This is a genomic window from Chitinophaga varians (genome assembly GCF_014529945.1).
GTDB lineage: Bacteria > Bacteroidota > Bacteroidia > Chitinophagales > Chitinophagaceae > Chitinophaga > Chitinophaga varians.
Window position 1 is genome coordinate 61,731 of the sequence record NZ_JACVFB010000009.1, and the last position, 24,157, is coordinate 85,887.

The 24,157-nt window shown below is 50.6% G+C and carries 24 protein-coding genes; 12 read left to right on the forward strand and 12 right to left on the reverse strand.

The annotated features are described in order from the left end of the window. Nucleotides 1-26: 26 nt before the first annotated feature. From ICL55_RS33110 to ICL55_RS33125, 4 genes are read right to left on the reverse strand one after another with little or no spacing between them, the layout of a single operon-like run. Nucleotides 27-908 carry an MBL fold metallo-hydrolase gene (locus tag ICL55_RS33110; protein WP_188105974.1) on the reverse strand — a complete coding sequence of 294 codons (882 nt, stop codon included), beginning with the start codon at nt 906-908 and terminating at the stop codon, nt 27-29. Nucleotides 909-930: 22 nt separating this feature from the next. Next, complete coding sequence (locus ICL55_RS33115; protein WP_188105976.1) at nt 931-1,911, reverse strand: beta-ketoacyl-ACP synthase 3; 981 nt, start codon at nt 1,909-1,911, stop codon at nt 931-933. Between the two features lies 1 nt (nt 1,912). Then, the gene (locus ICL55_RS33120; RefSeq protein ID WP_188105978.1) at nt 1,913-3,427 is read right to left on the reverse strand and encodes an AMP-binding protein; all 1,515 of its coding nucleotides are present in this window, start codon (nt 3,425-3,427) and stop codon (nt 1,913-1,915) included. A gap of 39 nt (nt 3,428-3,466) precedes the next feature. After that, on the reverse strand, nt 3,467-3,904 hold the full coding sequence (locus tag ICL55_RS33125) for a lipocalin-like domain-containing protein (RefSeq protein WP_188105980.1): 438 nt from the start codon (nt 3,902-3,904) through the stop codon (nt 3,467-3,469). 356 nt (nt 3,905-4,260) lie between these two features. On the opposite strand from ICL55_RS33125, the gene ICL55_RS33130 reads away from it, so the two are divergent. Further along, a complete protein-coding gene (locus ICL55_RS33130) occupies nt 4,261-5,667 on the forward strand; it encodes a right-handed parallel beta-helix repeat-containing protein (RefSeq protein ID WP_188105983.1) in 1,407 nt (468 codons plus the stop codon). 127 nt (nt 5,668-5,794) lie between these two features. Here ICL55_RS33130 and ICL55_RS33135 read toward each other — a convergent pair whose 3' ends face one another. The 4 genes from ICL55_RS33135 to ICL55_RS33150 all read right to left on the reverse strand — a co-directional run bounded on the left by ICL55_RS33135 (nt 5,795) and on the right by ICL55_RS33150 (nt 9,294). Continuing rightward, a complete protein-coding gene (locus ICL55_RS33135) occupies nt 5,795-6,556 on the reverse strand; it encodes a DUF2625 domain-containing protein (protein ID WP_223151677.1) in 762 nt (253 codons plus the stop codon). Between the two features lie 48 nt (nt 6,557-6,604). Beyond that, a complete protein-coding gene (locus ICL55_RS33140; RefSeq protein ID WP_343067910.1) occupies nt 6,605-7,891 on the reverse strand; it encodes an MFS transporter in 1,287 nt (428 codons plus the stop codon). A gap of 91 nt (nt 7,892-7,982) precedes the next feature. Next, a complete protein-coding gene (locus tag ICL55_RS33145; protein ID WP_188105985.1) occupies nt 7,983-8,162 on the reverse strand; it encodes a hypothetical protein in 180 nt (59 codons plus the stop codon). Further along, nucleotides 8,155-9,294 (reverse strand): PepSY-associated TM helix domain-containing protein, encoded by a 1,140-nt coding sequence (locus tag ICL55_RS33150; protein WP_188105987.1) that lies wholly within the window; start codon nt 9,292-9,294, stop codon nt 8,155-8,157. The genes ICL55_RS33145 and ICL55_RS33150 overlap by 8 nt, the downstream gene beginning before the upstream one ends. 270 nt (nt 9,295-9,564) lie before the next feature. Between ICL55_RS33150 and ICL55_RS33155 the strand changes: the two genes are divergently transcribed. The 5 genes from ICL55_RS33155 to ICL55_RS33175 all read left to right on the forward strand — a co-directional run bounded on the left by ICL55_RS33155 (nt 9,565) and on the right by ICL55_RS33175 (nt 13,238). Beyond that, on the forward strand, nt 9,565-9,918 hold the full coding sequence (locus ICL55_RS33155) for a VOC family protein (protein WP_188105989.1): 354 nt from the start codon (nt 9,565-9,567) through the stop codon (nt 9,916-9,918). Nucleotides 9,919-10,152: 234 nt separating this feature from the next. Continuing rightward, a complete protein-coding gene (locus ICL55_RS33160; RefSeq protein ID WP_188105991.1) occupies nt 10,153-11,109 on the forward strand; it encodes a sensor histidine kinase in 957 nt (318 codons plus the stop codon). A 32-nt stretch (nt 11,110-11,141) separates the two neighbouring features. Continuing rightward, nucleotides 11,142-11,843, forward strand: coding sequence for a LytR/AlgR family response regulator transcription factor (locus ICL55_RS33165; protein WP_188105993.1), 702 nt, complete (start codon nt 11,142-11,144; stop codon nt 11,841-11,843). An 87-nt stretch (nt 11,844-11,930) separates the two neighbouring features. After that, nucleotides 11,931-12,638, forward strand: coding sequence for a dioxygenase family protein (locus ICL55_RS33170; RefSeq protein WP_188105995.1), 708 nt, complete (start codon nt 11,931-11,933; stop codon nt 12,636-12,638). Nucleotides 12,639-12,686: 48 nt separating this feature from the next. Then, nucleotides 12,687-13,238, forward strand: coding sequence for a hypothetical protein (locus tag ICL55_RS33175; protein WP_188105998.1), 552 nt, complete (start codon nt 12,687-12,689; stop codon nt 13,236-13,238). A 42-nt stretch (nt 13,239-13,280) separates the two neighbouring features. Here ICL55_RS33175 and ICL55_RS33180 read toward each other — a convergent pair whose 3' ends face one another. Genes ICL55_RS33180 through ICL55_RS33190 form a run of 3 tightly spaced genes read right to left on the reverse strand, consistent with a single transcriptional unit; the run spans nt 13,281 to nt 16,853 of the window. After that, complete coding sequence (locus ICL55_RS33180) at nt 13,281-14,450, reverse strand: ABC transporter permease (protein ID WP_188106000.1); 1,170 nt, start codon at nt 14,448-14,450, stop codon at nt 13,281-13,283. A 6-nt stretch (nt 14,451-14,456) separates the two neighbouring features. After that, nucleotides 14,457-15,413 (reverse strand): HlyD family secretion protein, encoded by a 957-nt coding sequence (locus tag ICL55_RS33185; protein ID WP_188106002.1) that lies wholly within the window; start codon nt 15,411-15,413, stop codon nt 14,457-14,459. 33 nt (nt 15,414-15,446) lie between these two features. After that, nucleotides 15,447-16,853 carry a TolC family protein gene (locus ICL55_RS33190; RefSeq protein ID WP_188106004.1) on the reverse strand — a complete coding sequence of 469 codons (1,407 nt, stop codon included), beginning with the start codon at nt 16,851-16,853 and terminating at the stop codon, nt 15,447-15,449. Nucleotides 16,854-17,049: 196 nt separating this feature from the next. Between ICL55_RS33190 and ICL55_RS33195 the strand changes: the two genes are divergently transcribed. The 3 genes from ICL55_RS33195 to ICL55_RS33205 all read left to right on the forward strand — a co-directional run bounded on the left by ICL55_RS33195 (nt 17,050) and on the right by ICL55_RS33205 (nt 19,460). Further along, the gene (locus ICL55_RS33195; RefSeq protein WP_188106006.1) at nt 17,050-17,943 is read left to right on the forward strand and encodes an NmrA family NAD(P)-binding protein; all 894 of its coding nucleotides are present in this window, start codon (nt 17,050-17,052) and stop codon (nt 17,941-17,943) included. A 9-nt stretch (nt 17,944-17,952) separates the two neighbouring features. Continuing rightward, on the forward strand, nt 17,953-18,867 hold the full coding sequence (locus ICL55_RS33200) for a helix-turn-helix domain-containing protein (protein ID WP_188106008.1): 915 nt from the start codon (nt 17,953-17,955) through the stop codon (nt 18,865-18,867). Between the two features lie 86 nt (nt 18,868-18,953). Then, the gene (locus ICL55_RS33205; protein WP_223151678.1) at nt 18,954-19,460 is read left to right on the forward strand and encodes a hypothetical protein; all 507 of its coding nucleotides are present in this window, start codon (nt 18,954-18,956) and stop codon (nt 19,458-19,460) included. Between the two features lie 44 nt (nt 19,461-19,504). Here the strand turns inward: ICL55_RS33205 and ICL55_RS33210 are convergent, their stop codons facing one another. After that, nucleotides 19,505-20,755, reverse strand: coding sequence for a hypothetical protein (locus ICL55_RS33210; protein WP_188106010.1), 1,251 nt, complete (start codon nt 20,753-20,755; stop codon nt 19,505-19,507). Nucleotides 20,756-20,878: 123 nt separating this feature from the next. On the opposite strand from ICL55_RS33210, the gene ICL55_RS33215 reads away from it, so the two are divergent. From ICL55_RS33215 to cas6, 3 genes are all read left to right on the forward strand, one after another. After that, nucleotides 20,879-22,045 carry an acyltransferase family protein gene (locus ICL55_RS33215; protein ID WP_188106012.1) on the forward strand — a complete coding sequence of 389 codons (1,167 nt, stop codon included), beginning with the start codon at nt 20,879-20,881 and terminating at the stop codon, nt 22,043-22,045. A 50-nt stretch (nt 22,046-22,095) separates the two neighbouring features. Then, entirely contained in the window at nt 22,096-23,061 is a 966-nt protein-coding gene (locus tag ICL55_RS33220; protein WP_188106014.1) for a DUF5996 family protein, read from the forward strand. Between the two features lie 423 nt (nt 23,062-23,484). After that, nucleotides 23,485-24,150 (forward strand): CRISPR-associated endoribonuclease Cas6, encoded by a 666-nt coding sequence (cas6, locus tag ICL55_RS33225; RefSeq protein WP_188106016.1) that lies wholly within the window; start codon nt 23,485-23,487, stop codon nt 24,148-24,150. The last annotated feature ends 7 nt before the right edge of the window (nt 24,151-24,157 follow it).

The window sequence follows — 24,157 nt, forward strand, 5'->3', positions numbered from 1 at the left end:
TAATACTTATAAGCCTGTTTGTTTTACTACGCAATGTGTCCTGTTTCCTGCAGAATAGTGATCACCTTCTGGACGCTTGTCTGATGCATCCGTGCGGAGAAAAAAGCACTGCTGTTGTGTCCATATTTCTCTGTGATCAACCTGGATCCTTCTTCCATCCCGTGTTGGTGGAACATGTCGCCGAAATATTGTATGTATCGGTGGGTGGTGCGCAGGCTATGGCCGGCAACATGTGTAGCCTCTTCGCCGGTGAGCAGGCCATGATGTCCTACCGCTACCAGGGAGACCGGCAACTGTCCTAACCGTTCGATGCTTTGCAGGTATTGCGGCGGGCTCTGGAAGGGAAGGGGGAACCAGTCGTCCGGTTGCAGCAATTCACCGAATGCGTCCGCGGCGAACAGATATTGATGGTCGCTGTAAAGGGACAGAGAACAATCACTGTGGCCGGGAGTGGCCAGTACTGTGAATTTCCGGTCGCCGATTGGCAGAACGTCACCATCTGCCACGGGTATAAACTTTTTGGCGGCCAGGATGTCGTATGGGTTCACGGTATGTTCGTCTGCCCGTCCGGAGACAAAGCCGCGTTGAAGTTTGTAGACAAGGGCCCTGTATTTTTCTGTCATCAGGTTTTTGATCGTGGCCGCAGAGGCATAGAACGTGGCCTCCGGCAGCAAAGTGGCCAGCAGCCCGCAGTGATCGAAATGAGAATGTGTGATGAACCAGTGCCGGATGTGGGAAAGATCGGGGACGATTGTCTCCAGCTGTGACAATACCAATGCGGCATCACGTAGCATGCCGCCTTCGATAAGCAGCCATTCCCGGCCGGTTTTTAACAAATACAGCGGGTTGGCTTTGGTGCCTAACATATAAAGGTCGTTGTTGACCTTAGAGGGTTCGTATATCCACATGGGTGATCGCTGTTTTATTGGTTTAAAATCGATATAACATGGCGCCCCAGGTGGCGCCGGAGCCATAGGTGAGTACCAGTGCGAGGGTGCCGGCGGTTGGACGGCTGTCTCTGATGTATTCGCTGAGGGTGACAGCCAGGGAAGCGGAAGCCATATTGCCATAACGTTCCACATTGGTGACAAATTTATGCGGAGGTACATGGAGCCGTTCTCTAACAGCATCGAGTATACGCAGATTGGGCTGATGTGGCAGTACAATATCGATGTCGTCGATGGTGAGGTGGTGCCGTTCCAGTATCTCCAGCGCCACCTCGCACAGACGCTGCGTGGCGTTTTCAAACATCGGTTTGCCGTTCATTCTGAAATGTGGTATGGCCGTGTGGTCTGTATAGCTTGACTGCGCGGTGCCCGGTGCCGCTGTCCAGAGCAGCTCATAGCGGCTGCCGTCTGCCCGGATGATCAGGTCTACGATACCGCCGGAAATACCGGAGCGGTTGCTGAGCACCACGGCGCCTGCGCCGTCGCCTAACAGAATAGAGAGGTTTCTGCCTTCATCGGAGGTATCCATTCTTTTGGACAGTACCTCTCCGCAGGCTACCAGGATATGCTGGTATTGCCCGGAGAGGAGAAGGCTACGTGCCAGTTCCATGCCATAAAGCAATCCGGAACATTGTGCCCGGATATCGAAAACGGGAACATGTCCAAGCCCCAGCTGTGGCTGGATGAAGCAGGCCTCCGACGGATCATGATGATCGGGACTGAGTGTATTGACGATCAGCATATCAATGTCTGATACAGGGATGCCGGCGTGTTCAATCGCCTGTTCGCAGGCCGGCACCAGCAGGGCGCTCAATCCTTTTTCTTCGGAAACATGTCTTCGTGTAACCACTCCCGTGCGGGAGAGGATAAAATCTTCTGTGGTATTTATGCGGTCAACGATCGCTTTATTGTCGATGATCGGCGTAGGGAGGCAGTGCCCTACGCCTGAAATGGTAATCGCCATGCTAGTTATTTTTCGGTTGAAAGTATTGTTGATATTGGGACCGGAGCCAGGAGCGGGACAGCTTCCCGTTAGCATTACGGGGCAGTTCCGGTAGATAGAGAATGTCTCTCGGCCGGTAATGGCTTTCTGTTTGTTCGCGGATAAAAGTCATAATGGCCTCCCTGGTGTCTTCCCGCCCTACGAGCAACAGCAGCGTACAGGTAAGGGACGCGTCGTCGGGAAGGTCCAGCAGGACGCATTCTTCGATGTGCTCTACGGTATTGGTAAGTGCCGCTTCAAATGCCAAAGGGTTCACCCATCTGCCGTTAGACTTAAACAGTTCATCCTTACGGCCAACATAACGATAGGTGCCGTTGGCTTCGAGGCTGAAAAGATCGCCGGTATAGTACCAACCGTCGCGGAATTTTTGGTTGGTCCGTACGGGGTCTTCCCAGTAACCGGCTAGTGAATACGGAGTATGCACACATAGTTCGCCTACCTGTTGAGGTCCACCGATCGGCGCTGTCGCATATTCCAGCCGCAACTGATAACCCGGCACCGGTTGGCCCGTACTGCCTGCGGTATGAGACGCCGGTGAATTGCTGAGGAACACATGGCCGACTTCTGTGCTTCCGATGCCATCTAATATTGGTTTACCGGTGTAAGCCATCCATGCTTCGTATATCCATGCGGGTAGGGTAGAACCGGCAGAGAAGAATATACGCACTTGTTGCAGTACCTGCTGTAAGCCTGGCGGACGGTGTTTCAACAACATCGCATATATTTTCGGTACGCCAAAAAACACGGTAGGCTGATATTGCAGGATGTTGGCCGTGATGTGATCTATAGCGGGCCATGCATCGTCCAGTAAAACACCCGCTCCCGTAAGCAACGGAAAGAAAAAGCTGTTGCCAAGCCCATATCCGAAAAACATCTTTGCGATGGAGTATATCCTGTCCTCCGGACCGATGCCCAGCGTTTCCACGGCAAAATGCCGGGTGGCGGCGAGCATGGCATCCTGACTATGTTGCACCGCCTTGGGTTTTCCGGTGGTGCCGGACGTGTACTGCCAGAAAGCAACGCTGCCGGGTTTGCGGCGATAGTAAGCCAGCGGCTGCATATCTGCAACGTAGTCCGGCAGGCTATCGTCCGTAAATATTCGTTCCGGCAACAGGAAAGGTGATGCCGCCAGCGTGGGGCGGATACGTTCCATTTCTTCAGGGTCCGCTATCACCATGGCGGCGCGGCTGTCGAGCAGCATGTGCTCCAGCGTGGGCAGGTCTGTTTTCGGGTTGACCGGCACCGGGACAATGCCCATGGCAGATAAGGCCAGGAAGCTGTAATGAAAGGAAGGTTTATCTTTTAATAATAATAACGCCCTTTGTTCGGGTGCAATACCGCTGAATACAGTGGTGAGTTGCTGCACACGCTTTGCCAGCAAGGCTGCGCTGATGGTCTCATTCCGGTAGACAATCTGAGCGGGATTGGCATGACGCTCCAGGGCGGAAAGCATGGCTTCCGCAAAATTATAAAACATGACAAATGGTTATTGTGAGAAGGAAATATTTTCAGTTGATCAAAGTCGCTTCCAGACAAGCCGGAAGACTACCTGTTGGTCTCTGACAGGCAGTGGTGGGGTGATCAATGTCAGCTCATCATCCACCAGCTCCGCATGCCGGACAAACCGGATACCGATAAAGTTGGGAAAAAGACTTCCTTCCACCACGTGCAGGATTTCGCCAGGCGTTTCTTCGTGGTAACGGCCGTAGTAGGCGTTGTAACCATGGAAGGCAGCATGGGTCTCTTCGGGCGTGCCGGTACCGATGGCGGCTGAAGAAAATAATGCTCTGTCGGGAACCATCATCTGAACGCTCATGTTTCCTTTGTCATCATAGATAAGCATGCCTGTAGTAGCAGTGCCGAAAAAATTAACGGGATGTCCGTGCTGGTCCTGGTCTGTGCAGCCAATCAGGCGCCAGGCACCAATAAGGTGTTTGCCAATGAAGGTTTTCATTCGGTTATGTTTGAGGGTATGTAAATATGGTGGTAACGCAAAGGTTTTTCAATAGGAATCGTCGTGCACTACCGTTGTTATTTCTACTAAAGTAAAACTACTGATTTATATTTGCAAGGGATTTTTTTTAAATTCCGGCATACGGCTTATCTGATAGCTGGATAACTATCTCCTCTTTTAATAACAGAACACAATAACCGGATTATCAGTTTGTTGCCAGCTGTATTCTAATCTAGCTGCGTTTTGTCCGCACTGCCTTCAATGGAAGTATTATATTTAAAACCGTATATGTACCCCTTAGTTCCTGACTCCCTTATCCCGGTTTTTCATGTCTCCAAATTTCCAAATTACGTTTTATGAAAACAAACAAACTGTTTAACCTCCCATCATGTGCAGTGTTCATGGCGGTTATTTTATTTTACAGCTTCACTGGCGTAGGTTGCCGTAAGAACATACAGGCAGATGATGCGTTGCAGAAAGATAAAAACAAGAATGGCCTGCTGCTGACCGGTCGGGAATTTGACCTTGTCCCGGATGCCTACGGCTATTTGGTCGTGAATAATGCCAACAACTACTATCAACCAGGGGATATACTGAATCTGGTAGGCAATTTCACCAGTATCAATCTTTCCAATTTCAGTGGTTCTGCTGCTGCGCCGATTATTATCCGGAATGGCTCATCTGCTGCGACGACCATTGGTAATCCTTCCTGGAACGGTGGTTCCTGGGCAGAGGGAATTATATTTGACAACTGTCACTATATCAAAGTTGGTGGCCGCAACAGTAAGTCAGATTTTGTTATCAACGGTTCCTCTCAACCCTTGCGGGAGGCGTATTTCGACCTGGTGCTGCGGAATCATACCGACAACATTGAAGTCACCAATCTGACGATCAACAACGGTGGTACCGGCATCTGGGCCAAAACAGATCCTTCCCTGACTGACACTGCCAGCTGGTATCCCAACTCTACCATGAACAACCTGCGTATCCACGATATCACTATCAGCGGTACGCTGAACGAGTCCATGTACATCGGTCATACCGCCACCTACTGGAACCTGACCACCAATCAGCCTAAATATGATACGCTGTTTACACCCGGCCAGTTCTACGTACAGCCGATCAAGTGGTACAATGTTAAAATCTATAACAACTATGTGACCGGCTCCGGTGCTGATGGCATCCAGACATCCGCCATCGATCTGCTGGAAGTGTATAACAATGAAGTCACCAATTGGGGGCTGCAACAAAATTTTGGTCATAACGGCGGCATCCTCATCGGTGGCCGTACTACCAACACCAATACGCACGACAACTACGTTCATGACGGATGGGGCGAGATGTGCCAGTTTTACGGTGCCGGCGGTGGTTATCATATTATCCATAACAACCTGTTCAGGGATAATCAGACAGAAAACAGTGGTATCAGCATGAGAGGCACAGACAATGCCATTGTACAAATTACCAATAATACCGTCGCCAAGTCCGGAGGCTCCCTGTTGCGTATCAATGGCTATACCGGCCAAACGGGCGCACAGATCGTCAATGCCAATGCCTTTATCCAGCCGAGAACAGGTGGTGGCGTCATTTATCCTTCTGCGTATATCTACCTGGAAAATGGCGGTGCTGTTACCGAAGGTACCGGGGCTAATGCCAACACACGTTTCCTGACAGTGGCTGCGGCCAATGTGGATGTCAACAATTATTACCTGCCTAATCCGGGATCTCCGATGGGCGCATCAGGCTACAGGAAAATACCCTGATCATTTGCCTGAATAATAAGGGGAGGGGAACAAATAAAAAGGGGATTGCTGTTAATCCGATATTACACCACGAAGCTGAACTATATAAAAGGCCGCACGTTTGTAGGTGCGGCCTTCTTTATGTTTGTTATTTTTTTCCATTGACTTTATCGAACATATCAAGCGTGAAGCTGTAATGTTCTTCTATGGGAACTTTGCTCCGGGAGACTTTATTGACATCCTTGCCTTCTGTTGTATAGAGCATTGGGAAGAAATTAAAGACCTGATTGCCATCCAGTGTCGATACGTCCTGTTGCCAGTCTTTCCAGCGGAGGTCCTGATAGAACGCTGCTAAATCTCCTTCAAAACAAAACAGCAGAAACTGAGTATAGGTAAGATCGAGGGGCTCCCACGCTAAAGCTGCCGGATCAAAGTAGTAGGTCTTGCCCATGTCTTTACCAAGGCCGCCGCCGTTGATCGCAAAAAATCCGCCGGCTGCATCGTCAGCCACTAAAATAAAGCCTGCGTTGCCTTCTTTAAACAATGTTTTGCCAACATTCCAGGTATGCAGCGTCCTGTTTAGTTTAGGATGACCGGAGCCTAAAATCCTTATCCAGCCATGGTCTACCAGGATGCCGCCACTGTTGAAAACGATAGCGCCCATAGGAGAGCGGGTGGTGACTTGTGCTTCGTATAAGGTTTCCCGGGCTTTGCTTTCCGTAACCGGCAAGACTTCCACCTTATTCGTCGCGCTGTCGATCCAGGCGGTGACGTGTTCCCAGCCGGGTTCCCGGGTGTTAATCAATTCTTCCAGCGGTCTTTTGGGCGTTTGCGCGGCAACGTTGGTGGCCAACAAACAAGCCACTCCGAGTAATTGTAACGGGCGGTTCAAACGATGATCATTCATCATGGCGTAAAAAAAAGCTGTTCTGTTTCACGCAAAGTAAATGAATCCTGTTTACAGTCCGGGATTATTTTCTTTCATGCGGAACAACACCACTACGCCCGATAAGAAGGTGATGATACCGGCAATATGCACGGCCCACATGAGGCCGAAGAAATTGGCCACAATACCGGCCATCAGTGCGCCTGCGGCATAACCGATGTCCCGCCAGAAACGATAAACGCCCAGGGACGAGGCCCTCCAGGAGGGATGCGCTGCATCGCTGACCGCCGCCAGCAGCGCGGGATACACCATGGCAGTACCGATACCGAGCAATACGGAACCTACCAGTCCGGATGTCAACGGCGGCAAGAATGCCAGTCCAATAACTACATGCCCCAACGCCTGTACGAACATGCCCCATACGATCAATGGCTTACGGCCCATCTTATCAGCCAGTGGACCGGTGATGACCTGACCGAAGCCCCACACGAACGGATATACGGCTTTTATCCAGCCTACGCCTTCCAGGCTAACGCCGGCGGATATAAACAGCAGCGGGAAAACACCCCACGACATGCCATCGTTCAGGTTATTGATCAGTCCTGCCTGTGAAACGGCAAAGAGGTTTTTGTTTTTAAGCGATGTTTCCCGGAACACCCACCACAAATCGGGCTGATGGAATTTTTCTCCGGGGAGGTTTTGCTGTGCTACCTGCGCGGATTCCAGGCGGGCATGCTGCCTGGTGTCCCTGATCACCAGGATGGATAATATCAACCCGGCAACCGTGTAGAAAATGCCGATATAGAAAGGTGCAGGCCTTAGCCCGTAATGCGATGCGAGGTACCCTGTCAGCAGGGCGGTGAGCCCCACGGCGCCGTAGCCGGCCGCCTCATTCAAGCCCATGGCCAGGCCTCTCTTTTTCGGGCCTACGAGGTCTATTTTCATGTTCACCGTCATGGACCAGGCCAGTCCCTGGCTCACGCCCAGCAGCACATTGGCTGCAATGATCCAGTTCCACGATGGCCCCCAGGCCAGCAGGAAAGGCACTGGCAGTCCCACCAGCCAGCCGGTCACGAGGATGCGCTTCCGTGTGTATTTGTCGGCCAGCACGCCCGAAACCAGGTTGGTAAAGGCCTTCACCACACCAAATGCGATGATAAAGGAAAACACCACAATGTCTGATCCGATCTTAAATTCTTCGGTGCCCACCAGCGGCACCACCGTCCGTTCCAGCCCTACCATGCCGCCTACCAGCATGTTGACCAGCACCAGCAATGTAAACTGTTGCCAGTTTTCCTTTAATCCTAATTTGATGCCCATGACTATCTCCGGTGATTGTTGATCAGTAAAAACCTTCACTAAACCGCAAAGATATTAAATACGCCCGTCTATTCAATAAATTTATTGAATAGATGGGCGGCCGTCATGGATGTAACAGGATGGTCTTTATTTAATCTTTCGTTTTTACCGGGTAGTACCAGTATCTGATCATCAGCGCCACAGGTATGCCCAGCGCTATCCAGGAATATACGTCCCAGATGCCGTCGCCCACCAGCGCGGCAATGAGCCCGGAGAGGGAGAGCACAGCGATAAGTATGGGCCTGGACCATAATCTGGAGAAACTATTCATTTTCTGCTGCAATTTTTTCGAGTCTGCTCCACTGTAGCCTGGAGGCATTTCTGCGCTCAAACCACAAATACAGACCGGTCACAAGAATAACGATGGTGGCGAAGTCGAACAACGCCCAGATGATTTTCAGCGGCATGCCGCCATAGTCGCCGAAATGCAACGGTTCCGAGAGGAACAGCGTGTTTACATACCAGGGCATCTTCCGGTGATCGGTAAGCTGACCGGTCTGGGCATCCACCAGCGCCGGCGTCAGCAGTCGGGCTGTCAACGCCGTATTGCCTTTCATGAACACGGCATAGTGGTGTTTGCTGGAGAACATAGTGCCGGGGTAGGTAATGATACGCGGCTCCATGTCCGGCGCTGCGGCCTGCGCCACCACCAGCGCGCTGTCCAGCGATGCCAGTTGGCCCTGGTAGGGCGGCTGTTGCGCATAAGGCGCCACCATCTCCTTCAGCTGTCCCTGTTGCCACATCCATAACACCACATCGGACATGCCGTTGATGATGCCGGTGAGGCCTACAACGCTTGCCCATGCCAGGGTAACAATACCCAGCAGGTTATGCGTGTCCAGCCATTGCAGCCGTTTGGATTTGTATTTGCGTACCATGCCGAAATCATATTTCTTCATGATACGGCCATACAGCACGATGCCGGAAAGAATGGCCACCACAAAGAGGATACCCATCAGGCCGAGGAACAGCTTACCGCCGATGCCCAGGAACATATTGGTATGGACCTTCAGTATCACGGCCATCACGCCATCGGTAGCGGGTTTGTCCAGCAGGCTGCCGGTGTATCGGTTCAGCATGGCATATTTGCTTTGCTCCGGCGGCGCGTCCGGTGCCGGCGCCAGATCAAAGATCACTTTGTTACGGTCTTCTTCATCCCAGAAAACATAACGGACATGGTTACCCGGGTACTGCGCGGAAGCCGCAACAGCCAGGGAGTCGAGCGACAGCGGCCTGGCGTCGGGTGGTACGTCGGCCACTACCTGTTTTTTCAGTACTTTGTCCAGCTCCTCGTGAAAGATAAGCGGCAACCCGGTCACACACAGCATCAGCAGGAACAGGGTGCAGATCAGACTGCTCCATTTATGCCAGCTGAACCATCGTTTGGCGGTTTTAATATCCATATAATATGAATTGTCCCTTTGGAAGAAGCCGGAAATCAGCGCTCCATCATGAATAGGGATATATGCTGCAAAAATGCAGATCTGATCAACGCTGGCGGTAACGAGATTGGGAAAATAATTTATCCAATCGGGAAATTTAGGTATCTTGAAAACAGGTTGATCACCTGGAAACCGCAACTACAAATGGTTTTGTCTTGTGACACATTTTGTCGTTTTTTTCCAAACAGGCAATATCTCCCTTTATATATTTTTACAAAAAACACGCTATCCATGACAGCAAACAAATTAAAACACGAACAGGTACAGTACCTGGAGTTTCTGACGAAAGACATTGAGCGCGCTAAAGAATTTTATCATAAAAGCTTTGGCTGGAAGTTCGTCGGCTACGGTCCGGACTATACGGCATTCGGAGGAGACTATGTAGACGGGGGCTTCACAACGGGCGAACCGGTAAAGGGATCGGTGCTGGTGGTGCTGTATTCTGATGACCTCGAAGCTACCAAAGCAAAGGTGATAGCTGCAGGAGGGAAGATTGTAAAAGATGTCTTCAGCTTTCCCGGCGGACAGCGGTTCCATTTCTCAGACCCTGACGGATATGAACTGGCGGTATGGGCCACGGTTTAATCACAGTAAACTAATGGAAAAAGGGTTGTAGGTCAGTGACTTACAACCTTTTTTGTTGGTGGGGGCGGTTTTCATATCTTCCACCACAGATCGGTACATTTCCCCGTTTCATCGACACTTATGAAAAATAACCCTGCTGCTTCCCTTAATTTGTATATGTTATCCTGGAAAGCCCCTCAAATCTGTATTCACATCGTCTGTTGCTTGTTGTTTATGATATTCCCGTTGTTGTTTATGTCTAACGGGAAGGGGTATACTGAACTGATAGCGCCTGCCACTCATTACAGCTATTGGCTGTTCTGCAGCTGTTACATCTGCCTGTTCTATTTCAATCGCTATTACCTGATGCCCGGATTTTTTATGCCGGGCAGGTATGGTGGTTATGCCGCCATGGCTATGCTGTTGTGTGCGGGTATCTTTTTCCTGCAACCGTTCGACCGGCTGCTGCGGCAGAAATGGGCGGTGCCGCCGGAAGGCGTGAAGTGGGTGTACATACCACCGGTCATCGATATCACCAGTCTCTTTATCTTCTTTATGATCATGGCGCTGGGCGCTGCCATTACCACTACGCGCCGCTGGCAGTTGACCGAGCAGCGGGCACTCACCGCAGAACGGGAGAAGATCAGAGCGGAGTTGTCTTTCCTCAAAGCACAGGTACATCCGCATTTTTTGTATAACACCCTCAACAATATTTATACCCTTGCGCTGACAAAAAATAATCACACTGCGGACAGTATTCTGCGCTTATCGAATATTATGCGTTACATTACGGACGATGTGATCGCCGACTATGTGCCGCTTCCGCAGGAAGAGGCCTGTATCCGGGATTACATCGCGCTGCAACAGCTCCGTCTGCAGCCGGGAACAGTAGATTATCAGGTTTCCGGGGAGATGGACTATAAGTTGATCAGCCCGCTGATACTGATGACGTTCGTGGAAAATGTATTCAAATACGGCATCAGCAAACACCAGCCGGCGCCGGTTACTATCCGCCTGAGTATAAAGGACCATCAGATTGATTTTTTCTGCTGTAACCGCATCTTCCGGGAACCCGCGCCGGTCAACGGCTGTGGCGTGGGTATCGCCAACACCAGACAACGACTGGCATTACTGTATCCACAAAAACATGTACTGGATATCACTACGAATAACAACCTATATACCGTCAGACTGACATTACTGACAGATTAACCCGTACGAAACCATTTACTTCATTCACCCATATGAAGATAAAAGCCATCGCTATAGATGATGAACCGCTTGCACTGGAGCTGATCAGGAACTACGCCGCGCAGTTCCCCGCTTTGCAGCTGCTGCAGACTTTCGACGATGCGCTGTCGGGCGCAGAATTCCTCCGTTGCCGCCCGGTAGACCTGCTGTTCATCGATATCAATATGCCCGATATTACCGGCATCGACCTGGTCCGCTCACTGGATGAAAAGCCCATGGTCATTTTCACGACTGCGCATAAACGATTTGCCCACGAAGGGTTTGAGCTGGAAGCCCTGGACTATCTGCTGAAGCCCATCAGCATGGAGCGGTTCTCCAGGACCATGCAGAAAACCATGGCGCAATACCACTACAAACATGTTGCTGCTGTGCCGCGGGAGCCGGAGTCTTTTTTCGTATATGCGGAATATAAGCAGGTACGGATATGGCTCGACGAAGTGGAATACATAGAAAGCCTGGAAGACTATATCCGTATTCATCTGGTCAATGCGCGGCCGGTGCTGACGCTCATGCCGCTGAAGAAAGTGTTGGAAAAGCTGCCGCACGACCGCTTTCGGCGTATCCACCGCAGTTATATTGTGGCCGTACGGAGTATCTGTGCTATTGCTTACCGTAAGGTACTGCTGCATTCCGGCGCCACCTTGCCTGTCAGCAGTACCTATGCCGACGGTATCCGGGAGTGGAGCGGCAAATGATACATCGGTACATCACGCGCTTTTACCGATACCTGCTTGATAAAAAAATAGTGTTAGCAGATCTTTAGCTAAACAATTTTTTTATCTATGGAAAGGAAAAATTTTCTCAGATCACTGGCTGTTACAGCCATCTCTGCCCCTGTATTGCTGGAAGCCTGTAAAAAGGATAATACAGATCCTAAGGCTGCCGCCGCCGGCGCTCAAACGGAAGCCGCCTGTCGCGCTACTGACTACGACATGGACGGTCCTTATCCGCTGTACAACAGCCGCGGCTCCGCTATCAATCGGGTAAATATTACCGACAACAAACCCGGCGTACCGTTGAATATCGACATCAAAGTTCAGAGCGTGGCCAGGGGATGCGCGCCTGTGACCAACGCACGGGTGGATATCTGGCAGTGCGACAAAGACGGTTACTATTCCGGTTATGTTAACAACGGCTATCTGGGCGTACAAAACAATGTCGGCCGTCTTTTCGGCAGAGGATTGCAGTATACCAATGCCAATGGCCTGGTGCATTTCCTGTCTATCTATCCCGGCTGGTATCCTGGCCGTTGCGCCCACCTGCATGCGCAGATATTCATCGGCACTACGCTGTACCTGACCACACAGATTGCTTTCCCGGACGCGATCAACGCTGCCGTGTACGCCTCCCCGTTATATGCGGCACACGGACAAAACCCCACTACCAACTATCTCGACACTATCATTAACGACTCACTGGCTACTGAACTGGCTACTGTAACACCTGCTTCCGGCGGGGGATATAACCTGTATCATACCATCAATATCTGATAATTTCTTTTCAACCAATTTCTTACCAGTCGATTTTAATTTCTTTTTATGAAGATGCAGCCAGCGCAGATTATCCTGTGTTTCAGACAGGTCATAGATGCAGCTTCCACAGGGGATTTGGAGAAGAAAATATTCGAAGACTCCTATGTGGAATTCCTGATGCAGTCGCAGGCATATAATCCTGATAAGCAGTTCAGGACGTTCACCGAGCTGAAGGCCCATAATCCGAAATCCAACTCCCTGCATTACAAAGTAGGTTTTGCGGTAGGGTTATATTTACAGGAGCTGGGCAACAGGATCCCGGGTGTAACGGATTGCCTCGGCAGCAAAGAACTGCCCTTTGAATTGTACCACCTGGAGCTGATCGAGTCTGATACCGAAGATCGCAGCCAGCACCGTGTTGCGGTAAATTACGTGACGCCGCCGCTCACGCTGTTGCATATCATCGGTGACCGGCTGTTGCTGGTATCTCCCGAACAGACCGGTCAGCCAGACGCCTACGATACGTTCATGGTGGCCTTGCAGCCGCAGCTGGCCATTACCAGCTACAAGCCGCTGCCGCAACCGCAGGATGTACATCACATTGCACAGGTACTTTAGAATAAATACAGGGTTGGGTAAGTTGTAAGCCTGGCTTACAACTTACTCTTTTTTGGCGGTGCTGAAGAGGAACCGCAGTTTTATCTTTAATGCCAGCCATCCCAGGAGGGCATAGGTCACCAATAAGATCCCCAGATGCTGCATATAAGGGTAGGTCAGCTCCACAGAGCCCTTTTGGATCAGCAGTATTTTGAATGCCTGGAGGAAAGGCGTCAGCGGAATGATGTTGGCCAACACCTGTACAAATGCCGGCATGGCACTGAGCGGCCAGGTGAAGCCGCTGATGATAAATGCCGGCGAAGCAATCACCATTAATACCTGCGTGGCTTTTAAGGCGTCCGGTATCAGGATGCTGACAAACACGCCCATGAAAGATACCGAGCCCACAAAGAAAGCGGTCAGCCATAGGAAGCTGAGAATACCTTCCGGCATAGGCACGTTAAAGAACATGTGCATCAGGTAATAGATCGAGACGATCAGGATAGAGAATATCCAGATAGGGATCACTTTGATCAGCATGATCGGGAAAGCCCGGCGCCGCATGCCGGCATACTCCGTTACAAAAGAGCCCCGCTGAAACTCCGCTGCAAAACTGATGGCCATGGCCAATAGTATCACCTGCTGCAATACCACGGCCAGCATGGCAGGCCACATAAAGATGAGGTAGTTGCTGGTGGTATTAAACAGCGTGATATAGTTGGTCTTAAACGGCTCGTACTGTGTGGCTGCCCTGACAGCGGGCATGCCCATCTTCTGTAACCCTTTGATGGAAACACCGGCGGAGAACGTGCCGATGGTCAGCTGCAATGCTTTGGAGGCGAAGTTGGCGGTCAACACGTTACTGGTGTTCACATACACATTCACTTCCGGATATTTTTTCTGCAGGATGTCGGCCTCAAACCGCGCCGGGACCATCACTACGGCGGCAGCTTCTTTTCTGATCACTTCATCATTTACGTTGGCCGGTTCCTGTAGGTACTTCAGCGTTTTAATGCTTTTATTGTCGCCCAACATCTCCACCAGCTGCGCGGATAGCGGCGTATTATCTTTGTCGATAACGATCACGGGTATATTTTCCACTTTCCCGGCTTTATATACAAAGCCGATCAGGGTGGCATACAACACCGGCGCCAGGAAAAATACCGAGCGCAGGGTGGAATTGCCGAGGAACAGCTTAAACTCCCGTTTCAACAATCGGAAAAATTCTTTCATGCCTGATTATTTCAGTATAACACTTGCGTTTACCAGTATGTCTTTTGTCCTGCCCGCATCTTTAGGCTGCACTTTGATCTCGTAGATCGCGTCCTGTGGCTGATAGTCGGGGAAGGCAGTGGTAATGTCCGCGTAGCGGGTCAGCTGTTTGATGTAGGCGATAGTACCGTCCAGTTCTTCGTTGTTGTACAACACTTTCATTTTTACGTCCTGTCCTTTTTTATAGCCGGCAATCTTACTTTCCGGAACGGTAAAGCGGAACCAGGTACTGCCGGGGATGTAGCCGTTGAACAGCGCAAAGCCGGCGGTGGCCAGCTCTCCCGGGTTGAGGCTGATAGTTTCTATGTCCATGTCGTTGGTGGCGATGATATAACGCTCGGAATAGGCCACGTTGGCTTCCTGTAACGCGCCTTTGGCTTGTGAAGCCTGGCCGGCGGCCATGTTCACTTTCTCCACGCGGGTACCTCTTTTCACATCGTCCAGTTCCGCGATCACGGCGTCGTACTGTGCTTTGGCGCCCTGGTATTTGGCATATACTTCATCATACGACTGTGGAGACATGAGGCTGTCGTTGAACATATTAGTAGCCCTTTCATATGATTTCCGGGCGAACTCATATTGTTCTTTTAGCCCTTTGTATTTGGCCTGTAACTGTTTCAGCTGATCGGCGGTAGCGCCGTTGCGGGCCATCTGTTCCTGCGCTGTTGCGGCGTTTACGGCTCCCTGTGCCTGTGCTATCTTCGCGGAAACTTCCGGCACGTCCAGCAGGGCAAGGGTATCTCCCTTCTTTACCGTCTGGCCTTCTTTTACATAAATGTTCAGAATTCTGCCGGTAACCTTCGGCGCAAAAGACACCACATCTTTTTTGGCTTTGCCCTCGAAACGATCGCTGTTGGGCTTTTTGGAAGAGCAGCTTGCCAGGGCCAGTGAAGAGATCAATAATATGGATGTAGCTATTTTCATCTTATCGTAATTAGTTTGAGTAATGGGGATGGCTTAATACAATTTGCTGATGTCCAGCTCCTGGGTGGACCGCATCAGTTCAACGGCCGCCCTGCGTTGATTGAAGATGGCATTCTGATAATCCAGTTCAGCTGCCTCGAGATCATTTTCTGCTTCTATCAGCTGGGTCGATTTGGACATGCCATACCTGAATTCTTTTTCTGCCTGCACCAGCGCATTATCCGCCATCTCTTTCTCTTTTTTCTTCAGGGCTATCTGCGAATTGGCGATGTTGTAATTGGATTGATTATTGGCCTGATTTAAGGTCAGCTTGCGCATGGCATCGTATTTCTGATTTTGCAGCAGCTCCCTGTCGATGCGGGCTGTTTCGATGGCATGTTTGCCTTCGCGGCCGTCGAAGATCTCCCATTTAAAACCAACACCGGCTGTCAGCATCGGGAAGATATTGAGGTTGGTAGGCTTCCAGTCCAGTTTGCGGCCGGGATAGCCGATGGCCGGAATAGGAGGGATGATATTGTCAGATGACTTGATCCTGGCGCCATACAGCCCTATATAATAGGAAGATGCCATCAGCTGCACTTTAGGTATCCACCAGGTTTGTTCTGCTTTTATTTTGAAGCCGGATGCGTTGATGCCGTGGTCCAGTGCCCGTATCTCGGCGCGTTGTTCGATCGTTTTCTGCGGCGCGTTGAGTGCTACAGGCGCCAGTACGGGCGCTATCAGCCGCAGTCTCTCTTTGTCGATGCCGGTCAGCACTTCCAGCTGCGTCAGCAGCAGTTCTTTTTTTCCTTCGTATTCCGCTATTTTGGAATCGAGGGTGGCCTGTGCCAGCTCGATCTTTTTATGGTCGTAAGGCGTGATCAGTCCATATCCCAGCGCTTTGTCGGCTGTTTTGCGGTTGGCGTCCAGCCGGCGTTTGGCCTCGTCCAGCACTTTTTTGGACTGATGTACCAGTGCCAGCTGATCGTACGCCCGGGAGATAACGGCGGCTACTTCATCGGATGTTTTTTCCAGCAGGATATTTTCGGACTGCCGCTTTTCTTCCAGCGCTTTGTTGAGCTGCCGCACCTTACCGCCGGAATACAGCAGCATTTTGGCATCTGCTTTCGCCAGCCCTGAAAAACCCGATACGTTGATATTGTTATTGTACTTGCCTTCGGGGATGTTAAGAAACGGTTGCAGGTTAAGCTCCGGGGAAATAACACGCGCGGTGGCGTTCAGGTAACTGGCCATACCGCTGACTTCCAGGGTGGGGAGGTAAACATCTTTCAGCTTATGCTGGTCCAGTACAGTAAGTTTGTTTTTGGTCAGTTGGGCTTTGAGGTCTGCATCCCGAACCATGGCACTGTCAAGCAGCTCTCTGAAACCGGGGGCCGTTTGTGCATTGGCGTAGTGGTAAAATAACAGTGAAAGTAGTAGGAATGACAGCTTGCTTTTCATTGATATACACGTTTTTAATCTACAGAAGGTTGCAACATAGCTTATTACTTTGAATTAACACATAAAATAAGCCAATGTTTAGTTTTTTCTTCCCCCTCAGCAGGAAAATCATACGTTTGGCTACAACAAAAGTAGATTTGGCTTCGTGGGGCCGGTACCGGTATAGGAACTTTGTCACAGCAAAAAAACATACAACATGAACATTATCGTAACAGGTTCCCTGGGAAATATCAGCAAGCCATTGACACAACAACTCGTGGAAAAAGGTCATACCGTGACCGTTGTCAGCAGCAGCCCCGAAAAACAGGCCGCCATTGAAGCTCTCGGCGCTACGGCCGCCATCGGCTCTCTTGCCGATGCCTCCTTTCTGGAAAAGACTTTTGCCGGCGCCGATGCGGTATACTGTATGACCCCGCCCAACTATGCCACGCAGGAAACACCGGTGGAATACTATACCCGGATTGCCAATAGCTACGCACAGGCGCTGGGCAAAGCCGGCGTAAAACGGGCCGTGTACCTGAGCAGCTTCGGCGCCCACCTGGACCGCGGCACCGGTATGATCCTGGGCTCCCACCACGCGGAAAAGATATTGAATGGCGTACCCGGACTGACGGTGACGCATATACGTCCTACCAGCTTCTATTATAATTTATACAACTTCGCCGGCATGATCCGTGACCTGGGCTTTATTGCCGCCAACTATGGCGGAGACGATAAAGTGCTCTGGGTATCTCCGTCAGACATTGCAGATACCGTGGCAGAGGAACTACTTCGCACCGGCAATGCACCGAAAGTGCGTTACCTCACCAGCGACGAACGGACCTGTAACGAAGTCGCCGCTATACTGGGCAAAGCTATTGGTAAGCCGGACCTGACCTGGAAAGTGATTCCCGGCACCGTGGTAAGGGAGCAGCTGGACACCCACGGCGTGCCCGCAGCCACCGCCGCCGCACTGGTGGAGCTGTATGACGCCATCCACTCCGGCATACTGGCAGATGATTTCTACCAAAACCCACCCGCTACCAACGGAAAGGTAAAAATGGAAGATTTTGCCACAGAGTTTGCTGCGGTATTCGCAAAAAGTAACTAATTTAAACCCATGGCAGGCACACAACCCTATCAGCTCAATACCATCAGCGCATTGCATCAGCTGCGGCGTTTACCCAGCCCTGAGCATCCACTGATCAGCGTCATCAACTTCGAAGACCTGAAATGGCTCGACGACGAAGAACCAAAATATATTGTACAGGGGTTCTATTCCGTAGCCCTGAAACGCAACTTCGCGGGCAGGATGAAATACGGTCAGCAGCAATATGATTTTGATCAGGGGACGATGTTTTTTGTGGCGCCTGGCCAGGTGTTTTCTATCGAAAGTGATGGCCAGTTTAATCATACGGGATGGCTGTTGCTGATCCATCCCGATTTTCTCTGGAATACGCCACTGGCGAAAAAACTACAGCGGTGTGAGTATTTCGGATATACCGTGCATGAAGCGCTGCATCTCTCTGAAAAAGAAGAAACGATCATCTCCACCATCATGCAGAACATTGCACAGGAGTATCACGGCAACATGGACCAGTTCAGCCACGAGGTGATGATAGCCCAGCTGGAGCTGCTGTTTACCTACTCCGAACGGTTTTATCACCGCCAGTTCCTGACACGCAAGATAACCAACCATCAGGTGTTGGACAGGATGGAAGCGCTGCTGGTGGAGTATTTCAACAGCGATGACCTGATGGGCAAAGGACTGCCTACGGTGCAGTATATCGCTGACCAGCTCAATATGTCGCCCAATTATCTCAGCGGGCTGCTGAAAGTGCTGACAGGAAAAAGCACCCAGTCGCATATCCACGACATGCTGCTGAAAAAAGCGAAGGAAAAGTTGTCCACCACCCGTTTGTCGGTCAGCGAAATTGCCTATGAGCTGGGGTTTGAGCACCCACAGTCGTTCAGCAAACTGTTTAAAACCAAGACGAACCTTACGCCGCAGGCGTTCCGTCAATCTTTCAACTGATGGTAGATAACAACAAATAAGGTGCAACCGATGTCTGCAGAATCTGGCATTAAATTCGCATTAACAGCGGTATAAACCGTATTTTTATGAAGAAGCTTGCTGTGATGGCCTTCCTGCTGGCCGCTGGCATGTACTATGCACCAACAACACAAGCCCAGGTCCGTGTTAATGTCAACTTAAACGTAGGCAGCCAGCCGCTTTGGGGCCCTGTTGGCTACGACTACGCTGAATACTATTACCTGCCCGATGTTGATGCTTACTATTACATTCCCCGCCGTCAGTTTATTTATTTCGACCGTGATGAAGGTGATTGGGTATTCGCTCCCGCGTTGCCCCGCTATTATCACTATGACCTGTACCGCGGATATAAGGTCGTGATCAATGATCCCAGACCGTACCTGAATGCAGGCTATTACCGGGACCGCTATGGCAGATACCGCGGCTGGTACGGCCGTCAGGACCTTATCCGCGATTGCCACGATGACCGTTACCGGCGCTACCGCGATCATGACGACGATGACGATGATGATCACGGAAGAGGCCATTGGCGCGGACATGGCCGTGGACACGGGCATCATGGGGATGACGACTGAGATATTTTAAAAAGGGTTGCAGATTTCTCTGCAACCCTTTTATGTTATCGTTCCTGCCGGATGGACAGCGTATTTTGCTTGTCTTCCCCGACGATGATCTCAAATTCACCTTGCGGCAGCATCAGGTATAACGGGCCTTTGCCGTCATACAACAGCTGGTCCACCGGAATACCGTCTTTCTCTTCTCCCTTGAAATAAGCCTGTACCAGCCGGTTTTTAAACATAGCCTCCGGCGTTAGCGCCTTCGGTATCCTCGACGGGTCCAGCTTAAAGTAGCCCGGCCGCCCGGCATTCATCCTGAACCGGGGATGGAACACTTCTATGTCGAAATATCCGGCCAAACGCGGCTCCACCCATATACTGTCCTGCTTCACGATCACCGAAGGGCGATCTATACGAAATAGCTGTTGCGCTGCTACGTAATAGGAGTTCTCATGGGAGATCGTATCCTGCTCGCACATTCTTTCCTGATTGATGGTCAGCGGATCGATGCCGGACATCTCTGTAAAATACATCGCCATTCTTTTGAAGCCGTTGCGTGGTTGCTCCATGATATGGTCATAACCGGCATGGACCAGTATTTTGGCGGTCGGGTCCTTCTTTAAGAGGTTGATCAGATTTTGCGCTTCGGCTATTTCACGTTGTTGGTAGCAGTCTGCGCCACTACAATCGGTGGTGTCTTCATAGGCTACCACCCGAAAGCCTAAACGGGTGGCTGTTCTGATCAGATCACCGAAGAGCGGTTCGGCGGAATAGAAGCCGTCGCCCTGCACCGGGTATTTTCGTTTGTTCAGTGCTTCAGCATGATAAGCGAGGGTTTCCAGTGCGAGATACCGGAAGCCCTGTTGATATAATTTCTGCAATAGAGATTTTGTAAACAGCCGGTGGTAGGGGATATGGTGCGCTTCGTTGATCATCACCACCCGGCGTTTGGCCGTCAGCGAGAGTATCTTCGTGACCGCATCTTCCGCATGAAATCCGGTGAAGGCTTCTTTACGTTTGGCCACGGTGTCCGGAGGGAGCGTGCGTGGAGGATACATGGCGTTATAATCTTTTAACGCGGCGGCATAATCGCCGATAAAAGAGCGATAGGTGGCACTGAGCTGGTAATAGGCGCCACGGAGCGCTTCATCGTTATTGAACGCGCTTAAGCTGTCCAATGGCTTCATGTAGTCGTATTCCTTCAGGAAAAGGTCATTGATGCGGCTATAGTAAAGGCCCGGGTCCATGCTTTGCGCATTCGTCAGGCGGCACAGGAGGGTCAGTACAATCAGGGATAAAAAGTGTTTGCTCATATCGCTAAATGTAATCAAACAAAATCAATGCCCAAACCGGATGATTAACATGATAAATTAAAGACTGGTTACCGCTGGTCCCATAAATCTTCCCGGAGCATGGGAAAAGGAATATATTGTAGCATGGACAACAGAACAAGCTGGATAGATAATCTACGTTCATTCGTTACCGTATTGGTGGTAGCACACCATTCCTCGCTGGCCTATACCACCTTTGCCTGGTTTGACAAAACCGCGTATATCCGTTCCACGCATCCGGTGGTGGATGTGGCCCGGAGCAGGGGACTGGATATTTTTGAAGATTTCAACGATGTGTTTTTTATGTCGCTGATGTTTCTGATCAGTGGCATCTTCGTATTTCGCAGCCTGCAAAACAAAGGCGCCGGCAAATTTATACGCGACCGGTTTTACCGCTTGTTTGTCCCTTTTCTTATCGGGGTCACGCTGTTGATGTTGCTGGCGTATTATCCTCCTTATTATCTCGCGCATGGGAAGCATGATATCCCTGCTTACGTGGTTGATTTTTTTACCGTAGAGGCGTGGCCGGTAGGCCCACCCTGGTTTATCTGGGTATTGTTTGTATTTAATCTGACGATGGCGGCATTATTCCCGCTGCTGCGAAACGTGGAGCGTTGGAGCCAATGGCTGGCCAACCGGCAACAACAGCCGGGAAAACTCGTGTTGTATTGGTTTCTCTTTAGCTGGATATTATACGTTCCCATAGTGCTGCTGATAGACGCTGGTACCTGGACCGGCATTGGTCCTTTTGATTTTCAGGTGAGCAGGGTGTTGCTCTATTTCGGGTATTTTTTCCTGGGGATGCTGATCGGAACGCCTGGTTTGGGCCGCAGTATTTTCGCCGATGGTTCAGCGTTGGTGCGCTACTGGTGGTGCTGGGTACTGGCGGCTCTCGGCGTATATACGTTACTGAAAGGCAGCGAGGCGCCGCTGACGGCCATGATGGCCCGGCAGGAGTTGAGCCTTGTGCAGGCCACGCTCGTATATCGGTCCGTCTGGATACTGTCCTGTACGCTGAGCGGTATCGCTTTCCTGACTACTTTCAGAAGCCTGATGAACCGTAGCAGCGCCTGGTGGCAGTCGCTTTCCGCTAATGCCTATGGCATCTATCTGGTGCATTATATTTTTGTATTGTGGTGCCAGTATTTGCTGCTGAACATGCCACTGACGGCATGGCCTAAATTTCTCATCACCTTTGTGTCCAGTTGGTGGCTGAGCTGGGGTGTGACGGCCCTTGTCAGAAAAAACAAGATAATCGGCAAATATTTGTAGAACCCCTGGCGGGTTTTGGTTGTTATCCTGAAGAAACATCAGGATTCATCATGCAGCATACACCTTTGTCATCCGGTCAATGGCCGGTCATCGATTATAACAGCTGGAAAGACACGCTGGCCACCGTGCACCTGTGGACGCAGATTGTAGGGAAAATACGCCTGCGGCAGATGCCGTGGCTCAACCATTCCTGGCACGTAACCTTGTATGTCAATCCCTATGGCCTGAGCACCGGCAGTATGCCGTATCGCCATGGTATCTTCCAGATAGAATTCGATTTTATACATCACCAGCTGGTGATCACCACCAGTGGGGGAGAGAAAGAGGCGCTGGGCTTGCGGCCGCGTACCGTGGCTGATTTCTACGCTTCCCTGTTTGACAAGCTGCAGTCGCTGAATATCGACGTGACGATCCACCCCGTTCCCAGCGAAATGGCTGATGCCATTCCGTTTACGCAGGACCAGCTGCATCAGTCGTACGACCAGCACCAGATGGAGAATTTCTGGCAGGCGCTGGTGCGTATGCATAACGTATTTACCCGCTTCCGTGCCGGCTTCACCGGCAAATGCAGTCCCGTGCATTTCTTCTGGGGGGCTTTTGACCTGGCCGTGACCCGCTTCTCCGGCCGGGATGCGCCGGAGCATCAGGGAGAAATGCCGAATATGCCGGCCGTCGTGATGCAGGAGGCCTATTCCAAAGAGGTCAGCTCCTGTGGTTTCTGGCCGGGCAATGATCAGTTTCCCCAGGCATTCTTCTATTCCTACGCCTATCCGGCCGCACCCGAATTTGCCACACAACCGGTGCAACCCGCCGCGGCTTTTTACAGTCCCGAGATGGGCGAGTACCTATTGCCTTATGCCGCCGTGCAGCAAGCGGATGATCCGGAAGCTGCGCTGATGGCCTTTTTGCAATCGACCTACGAGGCGGCGGCCAATACCAGTCACTGGGACCGCAAGGCGCTGGAATGTGATCATTCTGATCTGGAGGAGGCGTACGGGTGTTATAAGACGAGTTGACGTGGGTGGGGGGAATAGTACTTTTTCATGGAGATGGATGTTTAGAGAGGTACTATATCCCCTGTGTTCATCGGACAATGGATGAATTGAAACCATAACATTGTTGTTATTGATCTTTAATTGGACCAATTGGAATTAGAATTTTTACCTTCTTGTTTTCCCCAACAAAAAAATATTCCTCCCATACCACTTCTGTCTCATAAAAGTGTTGTTATAACAAATGCAACAAATTTCGATCAAAATGAGAAGGGAAGTTTTATCAGCGTTATACCTGGTCGATGATTTTATAAATAGATTATCAAATAGAGACTATCAGGTAGATAGTTATTGTGCTGTAAGGCTTTCAGCGCAACAGTTGCCATTCGGTTATATCAGGAAATCCCTCCACTCCTTTTAAGACAAACCATACTTAACAACCTTACTATGAGATTACTGCTTTACGTTAGCGGAAGCCCAAGTATCATCTATTTTAATCAGCATCAGGTTTTTTTGACAGGTGCCCTGCACAAATGGATCGGCAGGAAAAATGACATCCATGGAAAGTTAAGCCTGTATAGCTTTTCCTGGCTTCAGAATGTAGATATCATGTCTCATGGAATCAGAGCCAGGGATGATTCCTATTTCTTTATCACCGCCTATGATACCACGCTGGCGAAGAGGATTGTTCAGGGGATTCAGGATGATCCCACTATTTGTTTCGGGATTGAAGTGAGAGGCATCGCGATCATGGAAACGCCGGTGTTTCAAAGCAGGCAAGAGTTTTACCCGGCCAGTCCGGTGTTTGTCAAGAAATACCTGGAGCCCGGAAAAGACAAGCACCTGCTGTTTAACGATCCTGACGCAGGAGAGCATATGACCACTGTGTTGAAACGAAAACTTTGCCAGGCAGGCCTTTCTGACGAGGGTGTCACTGTTTCCTTTAATGCAGACTACCCGAATGCCAAAGCCAAAATGATCACCTATAAAACAATAAATAATAAAGCCAGTATGTGCCCGGTGGTAGTGGAAGGCACCCCGGAGCAGGTAGCATTTGCCTGGGAGGTAGGGGTGGGCAACTGCACGGGTATTGGCTTTGGCGCATTGAAATAAGCACGGT